Below are 17,339 nucleotides of genomic sequence, written 5' to 3'. Positions count from 1 at the left end.
ATCGGCATCCAAAAGAAACGAGCCCGCATCCCAAAGAGACACGGGCTCGTAAAAGCCAAATGGTAGGGGCGGTGGGACGTCTGCGTATTTGCTGCGCAAATCCGCACCGGCTTCGGCCGCCTGCCGGCGCCCTCGCCGGCTCGCTGCGGACGCTGCGCGTCCGCTTGACGCTCGCCCCCTCGCGGGTTCGAGCCCCACCGGCGTCCGAAAGAAACGAGCCCGCATCCCTGGGGGACACGGGCTCGAAAAATCCATATGGTAGGGGCGGTGGGACTCGAACCCACAATCCTTGCGGCGAGAGATTTTAAGTCTCCTGCGTATGCCAATTCCGCCACGCCCCCGTAAGACTAGAAGTCTAGCACAAGCCGTCCGTTACGCGTTGACGGCCATCGAGTGTTGGCCCGACTTCTCCAGGAACTCTTGGAACTTTGCCTCGTCGCCCTTGTTTTGGTACTGCAGGGCCAACAGGTACTCCAGGCGGCAGCGCTTGACCGGGTCATCGCCGGCATCCTTGAGCATGCGCTCCAGTTCGGGAATGTCGTTGTGGCGTTTGAGGATCATCGTGTCGTACATCAGCTGACACTCGTGTGCGACCGCCTCGGCCTGACCCCCCTCAAAGCCCTTGATCTCGTGCAGAAGCTCCTTGGACTTTTTGCGGTCCTCCTGGCCAACGTAGTAGTTAAAGGCTTTGATCACCAGGTCGACGCGCTGCATCTTGGGCAGATTGAGCCCCAGCAGCAAATCGAACATCTCATCGGCGCGCTCGTGGTCCTCGCGCAGCAGATAAGAGTTCAGGCGCAGGTAGTCGCGGTTGTAGCGCGGGTACAGCATGCTGGTGAGCTTGCCGTCGAGCAAACGATCGAACTCGTCCCACTGTTTGGCGGCCATCAACTGCTGCAGGCGCTTAAACGTGGTGCGTTTTTTGACGCTAAAGAACACCGACACGGCGATGCAGATGATAACGACGGCGGTCCAGAGTGTGCGGGAATCGGGCATATTAGGGTCCTTAGTCACTCATAAAGCGAGCGGTATGACAACACGTACTGGATGTATTATACGCAGCGCGCAAGCAAACTGGCATAAAAGCTCATCGAGGCCGAGTGCTATCGCTCGCTGCGGTACACTTACCTAAAGTAAACCATGAAGGGAGACATTACCTATGAAGAAAATCGTTTTGGCTTGCGGTGCTGGCGCTGCTACTTCCACGCTCGTTGCCCAGAAGGTCGCCACCTTGCTCGACGCCAACGGTTACGCCGACAAGTACGAGATCGTGCAGTGCGCCATCTCCGAGGCCAAGGACTACTGCGACGAGGGCGCCGACCTGCTGATCGCCACCACCGTTGCCCCCGAGGGCCTCACCTGCCCATACGTGAGTGGCGTGCCCTTCATGACCGGCATGAACCGCGTCGCTGCCGAGAAGGCCGTCCTCGACGTTATGGCTCAGTAGGCGCTGGCTGTATGAGTGAGCAGAACGCCAATCCGGTTGAGCTCTTTGGCATTCGCGTTGCCCATGTGGGCATTAACGCTGCCGATCCGGCAGACGCCTTGGAGATCGCGGAGCTGTTCTCGACGATGATGGGCCTGCCCGTCATCGAGACCCCCGTTTCGTACTTTAACGATTCGCTGGTCGAGATCATGAAGCAGAACGGTCGTGGCGCCAAGGGCCACATTGGCTTTGCCGTCAATGACATCGATGCGGCCGAGAAGTGGTTTGCCGAGCGCGGGCTCGAGGTCAACGAGGAGTCGCGCGTGCTGCTGCCCGACGGCGGCACCAAGCTCGTGTACTTTAAGCGCGAGTTCGCCGGCTTCGCCGTGCACCTGTGCCGCGAGTAGCGCACAAGCTGCTATAGCTAGCAAAAAGGGATAGAGCCGCCTGGCCCTATCCCTTTTTTATGCCGAGGGGACGACCTTCTGAAAGGGCCATAAAATCCAGGTCTAATATTTTTCCGAGAAGTGAACGAGCAGAATTGGACCCCTGAAGCATCGACACTTTGAGGATGCCGTTTCCTGCGATTTTGCGGCCAAAAAATGCGGATGGTTCGGGGGTCCAAAAACAGGCGTTCACTTCTCGGAAAAGTATTAGACCTTGATTCGCGCGGGTGCCCCTACCGCGGCAGGCGAATCGTAAAGCGGCTGCCGACGCCCTCGACCGAGGTCACGCCAATGACGCCGCCATGGCTATCGACAATCCACTTGGCAATGGCGAGCCCCAGGCCCGAGCCCTGCGCGCCGGCATCGCGTGCGTTATCGGCTCGGTAGAACCGTTCAAACGCGTGAGCTGCGGATTCCTGGTTCATACCGATACCCTCGTCCTCAACACTTATGTCGATCGTGCCCATGCCCGCATCGGGCGTTATACCAAATGTGACGGTCGTGCCTGCGTCCGAATACTTGGCGGCGTTTTGCACGATCACGCGCAGAGCCTGCTTCGCGAGCGCCACGTCAACGGGCGCGTCGCAGCGCGGGTCGCTGGCAAGCGCGGCGTCGTACTCCAGTCGATACGTGTGCTCGGTATCGATCATCTGCGATTCCTCGCATACCTCGCCGACCAGTGCGGCCAGGTTGGTATTCGCGCGCCGCAGGACCGTGCGCCCGGCATCGCCGCGTGCCAAAAACAGCAGCTGTTCCACGAGTTCCTGCATGTGCTTGCTTTCGGCCTTGAGGGATGCGATGGATTCCGCCAGCACGTCCGGGTCGTCTTTCCCCCAGCGGTCGAGCATGTTTACGTAGCCCTGAATCACCGCGATGGGCGTGCGCAGCTCGTGGCTTGCATCGTTGACAAAGCGCATCTGCTGCAGCTTGGCCTCTTGCATCTGGCGCAGCAGGCGGTTGAGCGCGACCTCGATACTCGCCAGATCGGCGTCGCCGGTGGTGACGCTCGGCGAGTCGACGCTTGCGCGCTCGATGGCCTGCTCGAGCGTTTCCATCTTGCCGCCGGCGAGCTGCATGCGGCCGAGCTCGTCAACGCGCAGGGCCAGGTCGTTGAGCGGCGCCATAGTGCGGCGCACGCGGCGGGCGCCGCCGAGCATGTTGAGCACGCTGATGACCTGACAACCCACAACGACAAGGTAGAGAGGCCATAGCGCGATGAGGTCCTGCGCGAGGGGGAAGGTCTTGGTGGTACGCGCAAACTCGACGGTATAGGTGAGCGTTGTCAGGTCCCAGCCGCGTGCTGGCGTCAGCGACATGCCGTGAACGGTGGCGCCGGGAATCCAGCCTGCGGTAAACGCGCTGTCGGGCAGCGTCTGGTTGTATCCATAGACGAGGATCGCCGCCGCAATCACCATCAGCAGCAGATCGAGCCAGACGTAGCTCATCAAGCGGCGCCACATATAGCCCCAGTTGATGGCGCGGGCGATGGAGGTGACGCGCTTGGCCTCGGTGTTACGCGCGGCAGACATAGCCCACCCCGCGCACGGTCTGGATGATGCGGGCGCTGCCGGCGTCTTCGATCTTGGCGCGCAGGTGCGCAATGTGCACGTCGACGTTGTTGGTGTCGCCCACGTATTCGTAGCCCAGCGCCTCACGCGCGATGCGCTCGCGCGTGAGCACGGTTTCGGCATGCGTCATAAGCAGGGCGAGGACGTCGAACTCGCGGGCCGTGAGCGCGATGGGCGAGCCGCCGACCGTGACTTCGCGGCGGTCGGGATCGAGCGCGACCGAACCCACGGCGAGCGCGGCGGGGGAGGGCGTGGCAGCGGACTGGGCCGTGTCGGTTGCCGGGGACATTGTGGCGATACCGGCGGCCGTGCCGCTCGCTACGCCCGCCCCGGCCCCGGCGCCGCCAACGCCCGAAGCCGCCCGCACGGCCTCCGAGCGCTTCAGTGCCACGCGGATCCGTGCGAACAGCTCCTCAATCGCAAATGGCTTGGTCAGGTAATCGTCGGCGCCGGCATCGAGCCCGGCCACCTTGTCCATCACGGCATCGCGCGCGGTGACCATAATCACCGGCACATCCTTGTGCTTGCGGACACGTCGCAAGACCTCCATGCCGTTGAGCTGCGGCAACAGTACGTCGAGCAGAATCAGATCGTAGTCGCGCTCCAGCGCCAGGTCCACGGCAGTGCGGCCATCGGCGGCGTGTTCCACCTGGTAGCCTTCGTGCTCCAGCTCGAGCGTCACAAAGCGGGCGATTTTCTCCTCGTCCTCTACGATCAGGATCCGTGCCATGCGTGCCCCCGTCTGCGATTACTTGTCGTCGTTGAGATTTTGCTTGATGTCGTCCGCAGCGTTAGCAGCGCTATCCATAAGGTTGTTGATGCTGCCGGGCACGTCGCCGTCGCTGTCGATGCGGTAGCGCATGCCAAAGAACAGGCCAATCAGCATCAGCCATATCGTGGCGCCCCAGGCAAACAGCGCGACGATGGGAATCAGGATGGGGATGTTGAGGATGATCGCATCGCGGCGCGTGGCGATAAACTTGGTGTCCAGACTCAGGCGGAAGAGCTTTTTGAGGTACTCCCACGCGCTGTCCATCTTCTTGGAGAAGTCGGTCTTTTCGCTCGACTTTTCGTAGGCTGCCTGCGCGGCGACCATCTCGGCAGAGGGCTCATCGACTGGCGCGGACTCGGTGGCGGCATGCGCCGACGTGGTCTGGGTCTTGCCCTGCGACTCGAGCCAAATGATGGCATCCAGAACGTTGCCGTCGGCGGCGTCGAGCGCTGCCTTGGCGTCGGTGTAGCTCACGTTGCACTTGGTGCGGATGGTTTCAACTTTTTCGAGGTCGTCCATGACCTGTCCTTTCGTTCGATGGGCGCGACGCCAGGCGATCTGCTCGGGCGCGAGCGTTGCGTTCGGCGGCCTGCGTTGCGCGGTGCCGCCCCGCCCTTGGTCGAACTCTATAGTGCAGGTTATAGATTAAGCGATTCTTGAGCCAAGATTAATGTTGGATGAGTTTTTGGGTGTGTGGAAGGGGATTATTCTTTATGGTTGGCGGCGAGGTCTAATACTTTTCCCGAGAAGTGAACGAGCAAAATCGGACCCCCGAAGCATTGACACTTTGAGGGCGCCGTTCTCTGCGGTTTTGATGCCAGAATCCTGCGTTTATGCCGTTGAAAAATGCGGATGCTCCAGGGGTCCAAAAACAGACGCTCACTTCGCGGAAAAAGTAATAGAGCCCGATAGCGGGGGATGGGGTACCGATGCAAAACGGCGTCAAGGGTTGGTCGAGCAGGCGGTTTCTCCATTGATGTCCGCACGATATGTGACACTTACCCTGCCGCCATGCTCCGTCGCGGCGGCATGCATCTGAAAAAAACGACCCTCTAAGGAGTTCGATATTGATGAGTGGCAACACCAAGCACCTTGCAAAGAAGTGCGTCAAGGACGCAGGGCCGTGTCTTGTGCTGTGCGCGGCCGGCGTGGCGGTCGCGCTGCTGGCTGTTCTGGGACCATTTGACGTGCTCCGAAGTGCCAGTTCTCTGCATGTTTGCATGGCCCTTGCCGGTGCCATGATGACCAGCGGCGTGCTCGATCTGGTTTTTTGGGTGCTTGACCCGTGTGGATGGAAGAGCGAGGGGTAGGTCCTAAAGGATGGAAGGGCTGGAACGGTTGGCTTAGTGATCGTGCAGAATGTGGGCTAGCGACTTACAGGGAAGTGGTAATCCGATGACGGTCTATGTGACGGGCGATATTCACGGCGGCCTCGACATGCAAAAGCTGCGCGATTGGGATCTTGGGGAAAGCCTGACGAGCGACGACTATCTCATCATTGCCGGCGACTTTGGCTTTCCGTGGGATTTCTCTGCCGAGGAGTGCGCCGACATCGCTTGGCTGGAGTCGCGCCCCTATACCGTGCTGTTCGTCGACGGCAACCACGAACGTTTCGACCACTGGGCGGAGCGACCCATGGAGTTGTGGCACGGCGGACTGACACAGCGCCTGTCGGACACCTCGCCCATACGGCGCCTGACGCGCGGCGAGGTTTTTGAACTCGACGGCTCAACGGTCTTTATCATGGGCGGCGCCACGAGCGTGGACAAGGAATACCGCATTCCGTATTCCAGCTGGTGGCCGCAGGAGCTGCCGGACGAGCGCAACTTTGAGGAGGCGCGGACAAAGCTCGACAGCGTGGGCTGGAAGGTCGACTACGTGATCACCCACACCTGCCCTACGCGCATGCTTTCGCCCACGCTTTATCCGGCGCCCGGCTGGAATTGCCCCGCCGTTGATCGGCTTACGGCGTTTTTCGATGAGCTGGAAGATCGCTTGGACTACAAGCGCTGGTACTACGGGCATTTTCATCGTGATGCCAACCCGGCCGAGCGCCATACCGTGCTCTACGACTGCATCGTTCGCCTGGGCGACGAACTCCAGCCTTGGGATGTTGCGTAGGGGGGGTGTATTTGGCTACTCGGCCGTTACAGTGATGTTCTCTCGGTGCGCGCGGATGACGTCCCAGCTAAAGTGCTCGACCAGCCGCTCGGCAGAGCGCGGCGTGGTGTCCGGCGCGATGCCCGTTTGCCCGGCGAGCCAGCCCAGCAGCGCTTCGGGCGTGCCAAAGCGGGCGCGGAGTTCGCCCAGGTCCAGATCGCGGTCTCGTTTGGAAAGGCGGCGGCCGTCCGGTGCCATGAGCAGCGGAATATGTGCGTAGTGCGGCGTGGGCAGTCCCAACAGGTGCTGCAGATAGATCTGGCGCGGCGTGGACCCCAGCAGGTCGCATCCGCGCACGACCTCGGTGACGCCCATGGCGGCGTCGTCGACCACCACGGCTAGCTGATAGGCAAATACGCCGTCGCTGCGGCGGACCAAAAAGTCGCCGCACTCGGTGGCGAGCGCCTCGCATTGGGCGCCGTACGTGCGATCCACAAATTCGATCACGTCGTCTGCGAGGTCGTCGACGGTGGGCACGCGCAGACGTGTGGCCGGGGCGCGCAGGGCGCTGCGGCGGGCCACCTCCTCGGCCGAAAGACTTCGGCAGGCGCCACGGTAGATGGGCGTGCCGTCGCTCGCGTGCGGTGCACTCGCGGCGTGGAGCTCGGCGCGTGTGCAAAAGCAGGGATAGGTGAGGCCGGCGTCTTTCAGCCGGCGCAAGGCGCTCTCGTACAGGTCTAGGCGGTCGTGCTGATAGTAGGGGCCTTCGTCCCACTCCAGCCCCAGCCAGGCCAGGTCGTCAATCAATTGAGCGGCAAGTTCGGGGCGCTTGCAGCGATCGTCCAGGTCCTCAATGCGTAACACGATGCTGCCGCCCTGGCTGCGGGCCGAAAGCCACGCGCACAGGCAGCTGAACACGTTGCCCAGGTGCATGCGGCCCGAGGGTGACGGGGCAAAACGGCCCACGACAGGCGCGGGGGCGGGGACGAGCTTGCTGTTGGTCGCCGTCGACGTGGCCACGGCGGGCGTTGCTATGTTGCATGCGTTGATATCCATGCGGACGAGTATAGCGCGGGGTGAGGTGAGGGGAGGCGTCGTCGATGCTCGCAAGTTGCCGCGGCCGCGCGTTGCGCGTGCCGGACCACCGGCTCGGCACCTTAATCGTCGTCAATCAATCTAGCCCTCAAACGACAGAAACCCCGGCAGCTCTTCGCAACTGCCGGGGTTTCCGCGGAAAAGGGGGACATGATCCTCGAGCGAACGGCAAAGGGGCAAACCATTTTCGCTCAACTGCTTTATGCCCCTCGCTCGCCGGCTTAATCGGCTCACGCCGCGCCCACACAAAGCCGCTACACCTGTGATGGAGCTATGAAGTGGTATCTATTGCCGGAGCGGGCTATGCCAAGGAGTGTCCCAGATTGCCGGCAGATAAGGAACGTCCCCAGGTGCCGGCCGCGGGCGTAACTTTTGTCCTGTTTAATACTCCGCTGGCCTAGATGCTCGTCATGTGCGCCCGTAAACGTGGGACAATAACGCTGTTGGTACCACAGACAAAGGATGTGCCTATGAACGCCCCCGTTGCCCAGCCCTGTCGGCAGCGCCGCCTGTTTGCGCGGTTCGCTTCCGTCTGCGCACTCGTCGCGCTTGCGTTGTTGCTGCTGCCTGCCGCCGCGCACGCCGACGGCTACTCCATGAGCCAAACCTACATCGGTGCCACGGTCGAGGCCGATGGCTCGCTGACCGTTGTCGAGGGACGCCAGTTCGATTTCGACGATGACATTAACGGCGTGTATTGGGATATCAATACAGGCTCTAACCAGCAAGGCGGCTCGGTGGTCGTCAATGTGCTGAGCGTCGAGGAAGACGACACTGCGTTTAACAAGGTCGACAGCGCAAATAAAGGCGACGACGGCGTTTACACGGTGGAACAGTCCGACGACGGCGTAAAGATTAAGGTGTTCAGCCCTCACGAGAGCGGCGACAGCGCAATCTACTACGTGAGTTATTCCATGACCGGTGCGGTTATGAACTGGGCCGATACCGCCGAGCTCTACTGGAAATTCGTCGGCGACGGCTGGTCGGCGGATTCCGATGACGTCGAGATGGAAGTCTACTTTGCAAATGCCGCTGCCGGGACGGCTGCCGTCAAGGGCGATAACTTCCGCGCATGGGGCCACGGCCCACTGACGGGCGACGTGTCGCTCGATGCGGACGAGCCCATGGTCACCTATACCATTCCCTGCGTGCATGAGGGCGAATTCGCCGAGGCACGCATCGCCTTCCCCAGCGACTGGGTGCCGCAGCTTGCCGTCTCGGGCGAAAAGCGCATGTCGACGATTCTGAGCGAAGAGAAGGAATGGGCCGACGAGGCCAACGCTCGCCGTGAGCACGCGCGTGCGGTTGCCGGCGCGATTGCCGTGGTGTGTGTTGTCGTGGCGGTTGCCTATACCGGTGTGATCGTGATGCTTAAGCTGCGCAGGCCCAAGCCCAAGCCGCTCTTCCAGGACGAGTACTTCCGCGATGTGCCCTCGGCCGACCATCCCGCGGTGCTTGCAGCTCTTATGAGCTGGAACGACGTGCCCGATCAGGCATATATCGCCACGCTTATGAAGCTCACCGACGACCGCGTGATCAAGCTGGAAGAAGCGACCGAGACCAAGAAGAAGGGTCTGCTCCGTCGCGAAAAAGAGGAGCAGACGTATCGCATCACAGTGACCGACGAGGCCTGGAAGGCTGCCAAGAAGGACGGCATCGATCGCGATGTGCTCAAGGTCTTCTTCGCCGGCGTTAAGCCCGATAAGGACGGAGTCCGTTCGCGCACGTTTAGCGAGCTGGAGGAGTACGCTAGCGAGCGCACCACATCTGTTGGCGACAAGCTCGAGGACTATCAGAGCACAGTTAAGGGCAAGCTGGAGGCGCGCGAGCTTATTGCATCGGATGGCACTATCGCGATGGTGGCCGGCCTGGTTCTCGGCATCATCATTGTCTTTGGCATTCTGGGCTCTCTGTTCTATACCGACTTTGCGGACGCCAACGTCGGTGCCGCTATGATCTCGATCCCCGTTACGATCGTGGGCTTTGTCCTGAGCTGCACCTTCCGCCGTTACACGCCGGAGGGCGCCGAGGTGGCGGCTCGCTGCAAGGCGCTCAAGCATTGGCTCGAGGATTTCACACGCCTAAAGGAAGCCGTCCCGGGCGATCTGGTGCTGTGGAACAAGCTGCTGGTGATGGGCGTTGCCCTGGGCGTTTCGAAAGAAGTGCTGCGACAGCTGGCCGAGGCCGTGCCTGCGGACCTGCGCAACAGCGACGATTTCTACGACAACTACCCCTGCTACTGGTGGTATTACCATCACTACGGCAACGAGTCCCCGCTCGATTCGTTCAACGATGTGTACCACGAGACCATCCGCGAGCTGGCTTCGAGCTCCGATAGCTCGAGCGGCGGCAGCGGCGGCGGCTTCTCTGGCGGCGGTGGTGGCGGCGCCGGCGGAGGCGGCGGCGGAACGTTCTAGTGAGCGCTTGCTTTGGGGTGGATCTTTCTGGGCGGTTGCCAGGGAAGATTCATCCCTTTTTTGTGCATCGAAACGGGTCAAACTTTCCGCTGAGGACCTTCGCGCAAGGGGCAGTGGACAAAAAATGCCAAATATGAGTACTGTTGCTGCGTTGGTCACATATGTTTGCACATAATAATGGGCTCCTAATGAGAGTACTTCTCATTAGGAGCCCATTTTATTAAACATTTGGGGAGTTACGTCAGCTCGTGCAGCTGGTCGTCATGCCTACAAGCATCAAAAATGCCCCAAATCGCTGCTACTAAAAAGGTAACAGTACTCATATTTGATGTTTTTTGACCACAGCTATTTGCAGATCACCAAGGCTACTCATTGGGGACAGACTTAAATGACTAGGTGTGGCTGCCTGGGCTAGGCTGTTAGGTCGAGTTCGTAGAGAAAGCTTTCACGCGGCATGTCGTGACGGCGCTCTTCGCGGTTGGCGCGGTGCGTGGCCGTGCGCTTAAAGCCGTGCAGCTCGTAGAACTTCCACGAGCAGTTGGAATCGGTATACAGGTGTGCGCTGGTCGCCCCGCACGAGGACAGATGTGAGATTGCGGCGTCGAGCAGCACCGATCCCACGCCCAGGCCGTGGACGTCAGGGTCGACGGCGAGCAGCGTGACCTCATTGTCATGCGGCAGTGGGCTTTTCTCGAGCAGGCGGTTGTTGGTTCGAATGGTGGCGCGCACAAACGAGAGATACTCGGCGCACGACTCGGGTTCTAGCTCACGCATCTGCGACAGCAGTGTACGCTCGGTATCCATCCAATGTTCCTTGACGGTGGCGCCGGAGCTCTGTCCCGCACGCGCGAGCGCAATGCCACGCGCCTGACCGTCGATGACGGCAACCTGCGAAAACGTCGATGACGAAAGGCAATAGGCGAGGTCGCACGCGGCCTCGAGGCGGTTGTACTCATCGTTATCCGAATTGTTATGCCAAAGCTGCTGCAGAATCAGTGCGATGGCGTCGAAATCTTCGGTATCAAACGGTCGGTAGAGAACCCGCGAGACCATGGTGCCTCTTTCTATTGCGGATACATATCGAGCACAGTTCTACCACGCCATTGGCATCTAATTATGGTGCCCCTGTGTTCCATGAACTCACCGTGCCCGATGCCGTGTCCATCCCCTTCGCTCGCAAACTTTTTCTGCACAGCCGTGCGTTGCGGGGTGCATCGATGCGCTCGATGCGCTACATTAAATCAGTATTTTCAATGCCGCTGCGCGAGCGCTGCAGATCGACGTATCACCGACTCACAGAGCACGGCGGCGTACCAGACAGGAGGACTGCATGGGATCTGATGTGAAGATCGCACGCGCGTTGATCTCGGTTACCGATAAGACGGGCGTCGTCGATTTCGCACGGACGCTGGTCGATGACTTTGGCGTCGAGATCATCTCTACGGGCGGCACGGCTCGTGCCATCGAGGACGCGGGCGTTCCCGTAACCCCCATCGAGGAGTTCACGGGCTATCCCGAGATGATGGACGGCCGCGTTAAGACCCTGCACCCCAAGGTTCACGGCGCGCTGCTGGCCCGCCGCGATTCCGAGCAGCACATGCAGGAGGCCGCTCAGCACGGCATTAAGCTGATTGACCTGGTCGTCGTCAACCTGTACGAGTTCGAGAAGACCGTCGCCAACCCCGAGGTCACCTTTGCGGACGCCATCGAGCACATCGACATTGGCGGTCCCTCCATGCTGCGCTCTGCCGCCAAGAACGCTGCGAGCGTTACCGTCATCTCTGACCCGGCTGACTACGACGCCGTCCTAGCCGAGATGCACGAGACTGGCGGCTGCACCACGCTTGCCACCCGTCGCCGCCTGCAGGTGAAGGTCTACCAGACTACCGCCGCCTACGACACGGCTATCTCCCGTTGGCTTGCCGCTCAGGCAAGCGACGTGGCGGACACCTCTGCCAAGCTCGAGATCTCGCTGGAGAAGGTCGACGACCTGCGCTATGGCGAGAACCCGCAACAGAAGGCCACGGTCTATCGCTTTGCCGAGGGCTGCGAGAACACCGCGAGCTCGCAGTTCCCGCTTGTGGGCTCCGAGCAGATCCAGGGCAAGCCGCTCAGCTACAACAATTACTTGGACGCCGATGCCGCCTGGAACCTGGTCCGCGAGTTCGACGAGCCGGCCTGCGTGATCCTCAAGCATCAGAACCCCTGCGGTTCCGCCGTTGCCGAGGACATCACGGCCGCCTACGACCGCGCTTTTGCCTGCGATCCCAAGAGCGCCTTCGGCGGCATCATCGCCTGCAACCGCGAGGTTCCCTTTGAGCTGGTTGAGCACTTTGCCGATCAGAACAAGCAGTTCGTCGAGGTCATCATCGCCCCGAGCTACACCGCCGAGGCGCTCGAGCGCATGGCCAAGCGCCCCAATCTGCGCGTGCTGGCTACCGGCGGCGTGGACCACGGCGCCCAGGTGGAGCTGCGCTCCATCGACGGCGGCATGCTGGTGCAGGAGGTCGACCACGTGACCGAGGACCCCGCGACCTTTACGTTCCCCACCGACCGCAAGCCCACCGACGCCGAGATGGCCGAGCTCGAGTTTGCCTGGAAGGTCTGCAAGGGCGTTAAGTCCAATGCCATCCTGGTCTCCAAGGGCAAGGCCGGCATTGGCATGGGCCCGGGTCAGCCCAACCGCGTTGACTCCGCGTTGCTGGCCTGCGGGCGTGCCGAGGACTTCTGCGAGCGCGAGGGCGTGGAGAAGGGCGGCTTTGCTTGCGCAAGCGACGCGTTCTTCCCGTTCCGCGACAACGTCGACGTGCTTGCCGCGCACGGCGTGACCTGCATCATCCAGCCCGGCGGCTCCAAGCGCGACGACGAGAGCATCCAGGCCTGCAACGAGCATGGTATTGCGATGGTCTTCACCGGAGCTAGGCATTTTAGGCACTAGAGGCTTTCCCAAGCACCCGACCTTGCCCCTCAAACCGTCGCTTGCGTACATTTAGTACGCGGCGCTCCTCTTTCGGGGCAATCTCGGGCACTTGGAAAACCCTTAATGGGATGTTTCTCTATCCCATTAAACTGTTCGGTCGCCTGACCATATCGTCAAAATAATCTCTGCAAAAGACGGCTGCTCCGTTTGGAGGGCCGTCTTTTTGGTATAAGAGGACGGAATGACTAACACGAAAGGTACAACCATGCCCCAGATTGATGATGTCGAGCTGTTTGGCAATGCCGAGGATCAGCGTGCGTACGAGGACTTTTGCGCCAATCAGGAGGCGGTCGAGAAGTTTACGCTCGACAAGCCCGCGCTTGTCTGCCGTTGGCGCATGTCCAACAAAAAGGTGCCCATGCTCAACCGCCACATCCGTGCACTGTCCGAGCGTCTGGTGCAGGGCGAGCCGCTTACCCATAACATGCTCAGCTGGGCCAAGCAGCACGTTGAGTGGTCACTAGCCGAGGGCGATTACACCGCACACGACGGTGTGCTCATGCTGGTGATCGACATCAACGGCAACGCCGCCATGACAGTGGGGGAGTACGAGCCGCTCGCCGATACGTCGGCCAAGGCGCTGCGTGCCCGCTCCGCCGAGGCCCGCTCCGAAGCCGACGAGACCGGCGTGGCGCCCGAGCTGCTCGCCGCCGTCAACAACGGCGAACTCGCCTTTGTGGCGCCGGCGGACGAGTGCCTGTGCGGCACGGCGACGCTCATCGAGCAGCTGGCCCAGACCAAGGGCATCCCGGTCACGCGCGTAGATATTCCCGCGCAGCTTAAGGGCGCGCTGTTCCTGGTGAGCGACGAGCACGGCGTGGTCCCCGCAACCGAGACGGACGCCGCCGAGGCCGACGCCGCCACGGTCGCCTTCTTTGTCGACGGCTACGAAAAGCTTCGCGCCCGCCGTTCCTAACCTCAAGGTGGGGTGGGCTTACTGAAGCGAGCGAGCGCGTTCGATGGCGTAGGCGAGCGACAGCTGCTCCATCTCCGGGGCGCATTTGTAGCTCAGTCCGGTGAGAGCCGTCACCTTATCGAGGCGATATCGAATCGTGTTCGGGTGCTGGCCAGTCTGCTTGGCGGTTCGCTCGATACGTCGGTCGTTCTCGATGAATGCGGCGAGCGTGGATTCCAGCTCGCTGCCATGCTCACTGTCGTGCTCGCGTATCGGCGAGAGAATCGCCTCCGAGAACGATCGCATCTCCGGGGTTTCCGCAAAAGGCATCACGGTTCTCAGGATGCCGAGCTGCGTATAGCGGACGGGACCCTCGGCTCGTTGACAAGATAGGCGCTGTGCGTAAATCGCCTGCGAGATCGCCTGCGCCACCGCCTCGTCTCCAAACAGAATATCGCTGATGCCGAGCCCTTCCGCTCCGCCATCGATGCCGCTAGCCTCGATGAGCTCCGTGAGCGCCTGCACGATTCGCTCCACATCGAGCGTCTGCTCCGAGTCGCTTGTCGCTACGAATAGCAATCCTCCGTCATAGGGTGCCAGCATGTTGTGGCATCCGGCGAGGGTCGATTTTGCACAGAGACGTTCGATTTGCAAAAACGTGCGCGGGTCGAGGGACTCTGCAAACGATGCGAACAGGGCGACCGCTTCGTCCAGAAATGACGGGTTGAGGCCTCGGATGCGTCGGCAGATGGACTCGGGCGATACGTCTGTCCTCAGGGCATCGATCTCGCGCTGTGCGAAGTCGATGGACGCGAGCTGCTCGATATGCCGTTTGACCTCGTAGATGACGCTGTCAAAGAACAGTGAGTCGTCGGTCGTGAGAAAGACCGGGTAGTGCCGCGCGTTGGCGTAGCGGATGGCTTGGTCGGGAATCGGGATGTGCAGGACGTTTTTGATGATGAGACCGCTCGTTCCCTTGGCGACGAGGTATTTCACGGCTTCAGTGATGAGGTACGGGTCGTCCTTCGCATAGAGGAAGGTGCTGAGGACGATCTCGTCTGAGCTGAAGTTGACGCGCTGGTACTTGTTCTTGAGGCCGGGCATGAGTTCATAATCGAGGATCCCGACGCCGGAGACGGCACGCGAGATGCCATCGCTGCCGGCGATTAGACGGACCGACCCCTCATATTCCCGTGAGAAGTCCGAGACGGTGTATAGCATCAACATCACCCTGTAAATCACTACAATAAATACCGGCATAAAAAGGATAATCGCACATCCGTATGCCGTCGATGCGAGAAATAGTTCAAATATCTGCTGATAGAGCAAAAAATCAGATTAAGAATTGTTGTAGATTCCAACAAAAAATGATCCTTGGCGGCATCGTTACTAAACCGTACAGTGAAGCAACGTAAAGCTTTCGCTGAAAGGAGCGATGATGGGGCAGATGGTGGTGCTTTCGGCCGAGGAAGTTTCCAAGGTGCTGACGATCGAGGATGCAATCGCTGCCGTGGAGGAGGCATATCGCCAGAAGGCAACGGGCAAGGGTGTTGCGTGGCCGATGGTATATGAGCAGTTCAAACCCGGCGTGGCCGATATGGATATCCGCTCGGGCGAGTTGGCGGGAAGCGGCCTCTTCGGCCTGAAGCTCACTGCCTGGTTCTCTCAGAATCCCAAAAAGGGGCTCCCCGAGATCTTTGGCACTACGCTGCTGTGCGACAACGCGACGGGCGAGCCGTTGGCGCTGCTCAATGCCTCCGCCGTCACTGGACTTCGCACCGGTGCTGCCGCTGCGCTCGGCGCCAAGTGGCTGGCTCGGGCGGATGCGTCCAAACTGCTTGTTGCGGGTGCCGGCCACATGAGCACCTATATGGTGGCGGGCGTGCTCGCCGCCTGTCCCAAAGTGAGCGAGGTCAAGGTGTGGGAGCCGGTTTCCGATGCCGCGCCCGAGGCTCGCGTCGAGCGCATGCGAGACGAGGTCGCCCATATCTTGGGCGCTTGCGAGCATGCTCGCGAGGCATCCACCTATTCCATCGAGGCGACGGCCGACGGCCAAGGCGCCGCGGCAGAGGTCGACATCATCGTGACGATCACGCCTGCGACCAAGCCCATCATCCCCGATGCATGGGTGCGCCCCGGTGCGCATATCTCCTGCGTCGGTGCCGACATGCCCGGCAAGCAGGAGCTCGCCTCGGCGCTTGTCGCCCGTGCCGCTGTTTACGTCGACGACCGCGAGCAATCGGTCGCGTCCGGCGAGCTGGAGATTCCGGTTGCCGAGGGTGCCATCACACCCGAGGACATCAAAGCGGAGCTCGGCGAAGTCATCGCCGGCACGGCTACGGGGCGTTCGGATGACGAGCAGGTGACGGTGTTCGATACGTCGGGCATCGCCGTTCAAGACCTTTCGGCATCGAAAATTGCCTACGACCGCGCCGTCGAGGCGGGGCTGGGCACCGTGGTGGAACTGTAAGAAAGTCAAGGAAAGGAAACGACAATGCAGATCAAGGATTTCGCCGTCGAGCAGTGGATGAACGAGTGGGAGACCAAGTGCACCCACAACGTTGCGGAGACGTGCGTCTACTCCCTCACGCTCGACCAGCTGTTCGAGCTTACGAACACCGACAAGAAGGCGTGGCTCGATAGCCTGTGCTCGCGCCGATTCACCTACGGAGACATCGAGGGACAGTCCGGCTTCCTCGAGGGGGTCGCGCGTCTCTATAAGACGGTCGAGCCCGGGCATATCGTGCCCACGCACGGCGCGACCGGCGCCAACTCCCTGGTTATTTCCACGCTCGTCGAACCGGGCGATCATGTAGTCTCCGTCAAGCCCACCTACCAGCAGCTTTATTCGATTCCCGAGATGTGCGGTGCGAAGGTCGATATCCTTCAGCTCGATCGCAAGAACGGTTACCACGTCGACGTCGACGCACTCGATGCCTTGGTGACCGACGATACCAAGCTCATCTGCATCAATAACCCGGACAACCCCACGGGCGCCCTGCTCGACGCCGATACGCTCAAGGCGATTGTCGAGGTCGCACGCAAACACGACGCGTGGCTGCTCTGCGACGAGGTCTATCGTCTGCTTACTCAGACGGATGAGTACGCCGAGTCCGTGGTCGACCTGTACGACAAGGCCGTCGCCACCGCATCCATGTCCAAGGTCTGGTCGTTCGCCGGCCTGCGTCTGGGCTGGGCGGTCACCAAGAGCCCGGAGCTCCGTCGCGCGCTGCTCTCGCATCGCGACTACAACCTGATTTCCGCCGGCATATTCAGCGAGTCGGTGGCGGAGCTGATTCTGGGCAACGCTTCCGTGATCCTTGAGCGCAGCCGTCGCATCGTCCGTCAGAACCTTGCTGTTCTGGAGAAGTGGGTCGAGAGCGAGCCGCACCTGTCGTTCGTCAAGCCCGAGGCGGGTAGCACCGCGCTCGTGTATTACGACTACGACATTGACTCCAGGACGTTCTGCACCGACATGATTAAGAAGTCCGGCGCACTCGTCACCCCGGGCGATTGCTTCGAGGAGCCCAAGAGCATGCGCATTGGCTATGCATACTCCGATAATACCGACGACCTGCAGAAGGGCCTGGATGCTATCTCCGCGTACATGCGTACGCTCGAGTAGAGGCTCGAGGTCGAA

At 60.9% G+C, this 17,339-nt stretch carries 16 protein-coding genes and 1 tRNA gene; 9 read left to right on the top strand and 8 right to left on the bottom strand.

Translation table 11 applies throughout. The features are described 5' to 3' along the window. Window positions 1-256: 256 nt before the first annotated feature. Window positions 257-341: transfer RNA gene (locus tag ACESSC_RS04340), tRNA-Leu, on the bottom strand. Window positions 342-372: 31 nt separating this feature from the next. Further along, window positions 373-996: a hypothetical protein gene (locus tag ACESSC_RS04335; protein ID WP_349107309.1), complete on the bottom strand. Its 624-nt coding sequence runs from the start codon at window positions 994-996 to the stop codon at window positions 373-375. Between the two features lie 163 nt (window positions 997-1,159). On the opposite strand from ACESSC_RS04335, the gene ACESSC_RS04330 reads away from it, so the two are divergent. Continuing rightward, window positions 1,160-1,447, top strand: a complete 288-nt coding sequence (locus ACESSC_RS04330) for a PTS sugar transporter subunit IIB (RefSeq protein WP_006235903.1) — start codon at window positions 1,160-1,162, stop codon at window positions 1,445-1,447. 11 nt (window positions 1,448-1,458) lie between these two features. Beyond that, window positions 1,459-1,833, top strand: a complete 375-nt coding sequence (locus tag ACESSC_RS04325; RefSeq protein ID WP_349107311.1) for a VOC family protein — start codon at window positions 1,459-1,461, stop codon at window positions 1,831-1,833. 272 nt (window positions 1,834-2,105) lie between these two features. On the opposite strand, the gene ACESSC_RS04320 is transcribed toward ACESSC_RS04325, so the two are convergent. The 3 genes from ACESSC_RS04320 to ACESSC_RS04310 are packed head-to-tail and all read right to left on the bottom strand — an operon-like array spanning window position 2,106 to window position 4,731. After that, complete coding sequence (locus ACESSC_RS04320; protein WP_373161380.1) at window positions 2,106-3,401, bottom strand: sensor histidine kinase; 1,296 nt, start codon at window positions 3,399-3,401, stop codon at window positions 2,106-2,108. Continuing rightward, the gene (locus ACESSC_RS04315) at window positions 3,385-4,170 is read right to left on the bottom strand and encodes a response regulator transcription factor (protein ID WP_373161377.1); all 786 of its coding nucleotides are present in this window, start codon (window positions 4,168-4,170) and stop codon (window positions 3,385-3,387) included. Before ACESSC_RS04315 ends, ACESSC_RS04320 begins: the two co-directional genes overlap by 17 nt. Before the next feature lie 18 nt (window positions 4,171-4,188). Next, window positions 4,189-4,731: a UBA domain-containing protein gene (locus ACESSC_RS04310; RefSeq protein ID WP_117629961.1), complete on the bottom strand. Its 543-nt coding sequence runs from the start codon at window positions 4,729-4,731 to the stop codon at window positions 4,189-4,191. 551 nt (window positions 4,732-5,282) lie between these two features. On the opposite strand from ACESSC_RS04310, the gene ACESSC_RS04305 reads away from it, so the two are divergent. Both ACESSC_RS04305 and ACESSC_RS04300 read left to right on the top strand, forming a co-directional pair. Next, the gene (locus tag ACESSC_RS04305; RefSeq protein WP_373161374.1) at window positions 5,283-5,522 is read left to right on the top strand and encodes a hypothetical protein; all 240 of its coding nucleotides are present in this window, start codon (window positions 5,283-5,285) and stop codon (window positions 5,520-5,522) included. A gap of 85 nt (window positions 5,523-5,607) precedes the next feature. Continuing rightward, window positions 5,608-6,333 (top strand): metallophosphoesterase, encoded by a 726-nt coding sequence (locus ACESSC_RS04300; protein ID WP_373161371.1) that lies wholly within the window; start codon window positions 5,608-5,610, stop codon window positions 6,331-6,333. Window positions 6,334-6,348: 15 nt separating this feature from the next. Here ACESSC_RS04300 and gluQRS read toward each other — a convergent pair whose 3' ends face one another. Beyond that, window positions 6,349-7,368 (bottom strand): tRNA glutamyl-Q(34) synthetase GluQRS, encoded by a 1,020-nt coding sequence (gluQRS, locus tag ACESSC_RS04295; protein WP_316370017.1) that lies wholly within the window; start codon window positions 7,366-7,368, stop codon window positions 6,349-6,351. A gap of 509 nt (window positions 7,369-7,877) precedes the next feature. Here gluQRS and ACESSC_RS04290 point away from each other — a divergent pair. Next, window positions 7,878-9,824 carry a DUF2207 domain-containing protein gene (locus ACESSC_RS04290; protein ID WP_195404405.1) on the top strand — a complete coding sequence of 649 codons (1,947 nt, stop codon included), beginning with the start codon at window positions 7,878-7,880 and terminating at the stop codon, window positions 9,822-9,824. Between the two features lie 411 nt (window positions 9,825-10,235). On the opposite strand, the gene ACESSC_RS04285 is transcribed toward ACESSC_RS04290, so the two are convergent. After that, complete coding sequence (locus tag ACESSC_RS04285) at window positions 10,236-10,877, bottom strand: GNAT family N-acetyltransferase (RefSeq protein WP_316370015.1); 642 nt, start codon at window positions 10,875-10,877, stop codon at window positions 10,236-10,238. A gap of 277 nt (window positions 10,878-11,154) precedes the next feature. Between ACESSC_RS04285 and purH the strand changes: the two genes are divergently transcribed. Both purH and ACESSC_RS04275 read left to right on the top strand, forming a co-directional pair. Then, window positions 11,155-12,762, top strand: a complete 1,608-nt coding sequence (purH, locus tag ACESSC_RS04280) for a bifunctional phosphoribosylaminoimidazolecarboxamide formyltransferase/IMP cyclohydrolase (RefSeq protein ID WP_373161368.1) — start codon at window positions 11,155-11,157, stop codon at window positions 12,760-12,762. A gap of 247 nt (window positions 12,763-13,009) precedes the next feature. Continuing rightward, complete coding sequence (locus tag ACESSC_RS04275) at window positions 13,010-13,720, top strand: hypothetical protein (protein WP_373161365.1); 711 nt, start codon at window positions 13,010-13,012, stop codon at window positions 13,718-13,720. 18 nt (window positions 13,721-13,738) lie between these two features. Here the strand turns inward: ACESSC_RS04275 and ACESSC_RS04270 are convergent, their stop codons facing one another. Next, complete coding sequence (locus ACESSC_RS04270; RefSeq protein WP_373161362.1) at window positions 13,739-14,920, bottom strand: PucR family transcriptional regulator; 1,182 nt, start codon at window positions 14,918-14,920, stop codon at window positions 13,739-13,741. A gap of 217 nt (window positions 14,921-15,137) precedes the next feature. Between ACESSC_RS04270 and ACESSC_RS04265 the strand changes: the two genes are divergently transcribed. Together ACESSC_RS04265 and ACESSC_RS04260 are read left to right on the top strand one after the other, a co-directional pair. Further along, window positions 15,138-16,169 carry an ornithine cyclodeaminase family protein gene (locus tag ACESSC_RS04265; protein ID WP_373161361.1) on the top strand — a complete coding sequence of 344 codons (1,032 nt, stop codon included), beginning with the start codon at window positions 15,138-15,140 and terminating at the stop codon, window positions 16,167-16,169. A gap of 24 nt (window positions 16,170-16,193) precedes the next feature. Continuing rightward, entirely contained in the window at window positions 16,194-17,324 is a 1,131-nt protein-coding gene (locus tag ACESSC_RS04260) for an aminotransferase (RefSeq protein WP_373161359.1), read from the top strand. The last annotated feature ends 15 nt before the right edge of the window (window positions 17,325-17,339 follow it).

Source organism: Collinsella aerofaciens (genome assembly GCF_964243765.1).
GTDB lineage: Bacteria > Actinomycetota > Coriobacteriia > Coriobacteriales > Coriobacteriaceae > Collinsella > Collinsella aerofaciens_BU.
This window is presented reverse-complemented; position numbering and strand designations above follow the sequence as displayed.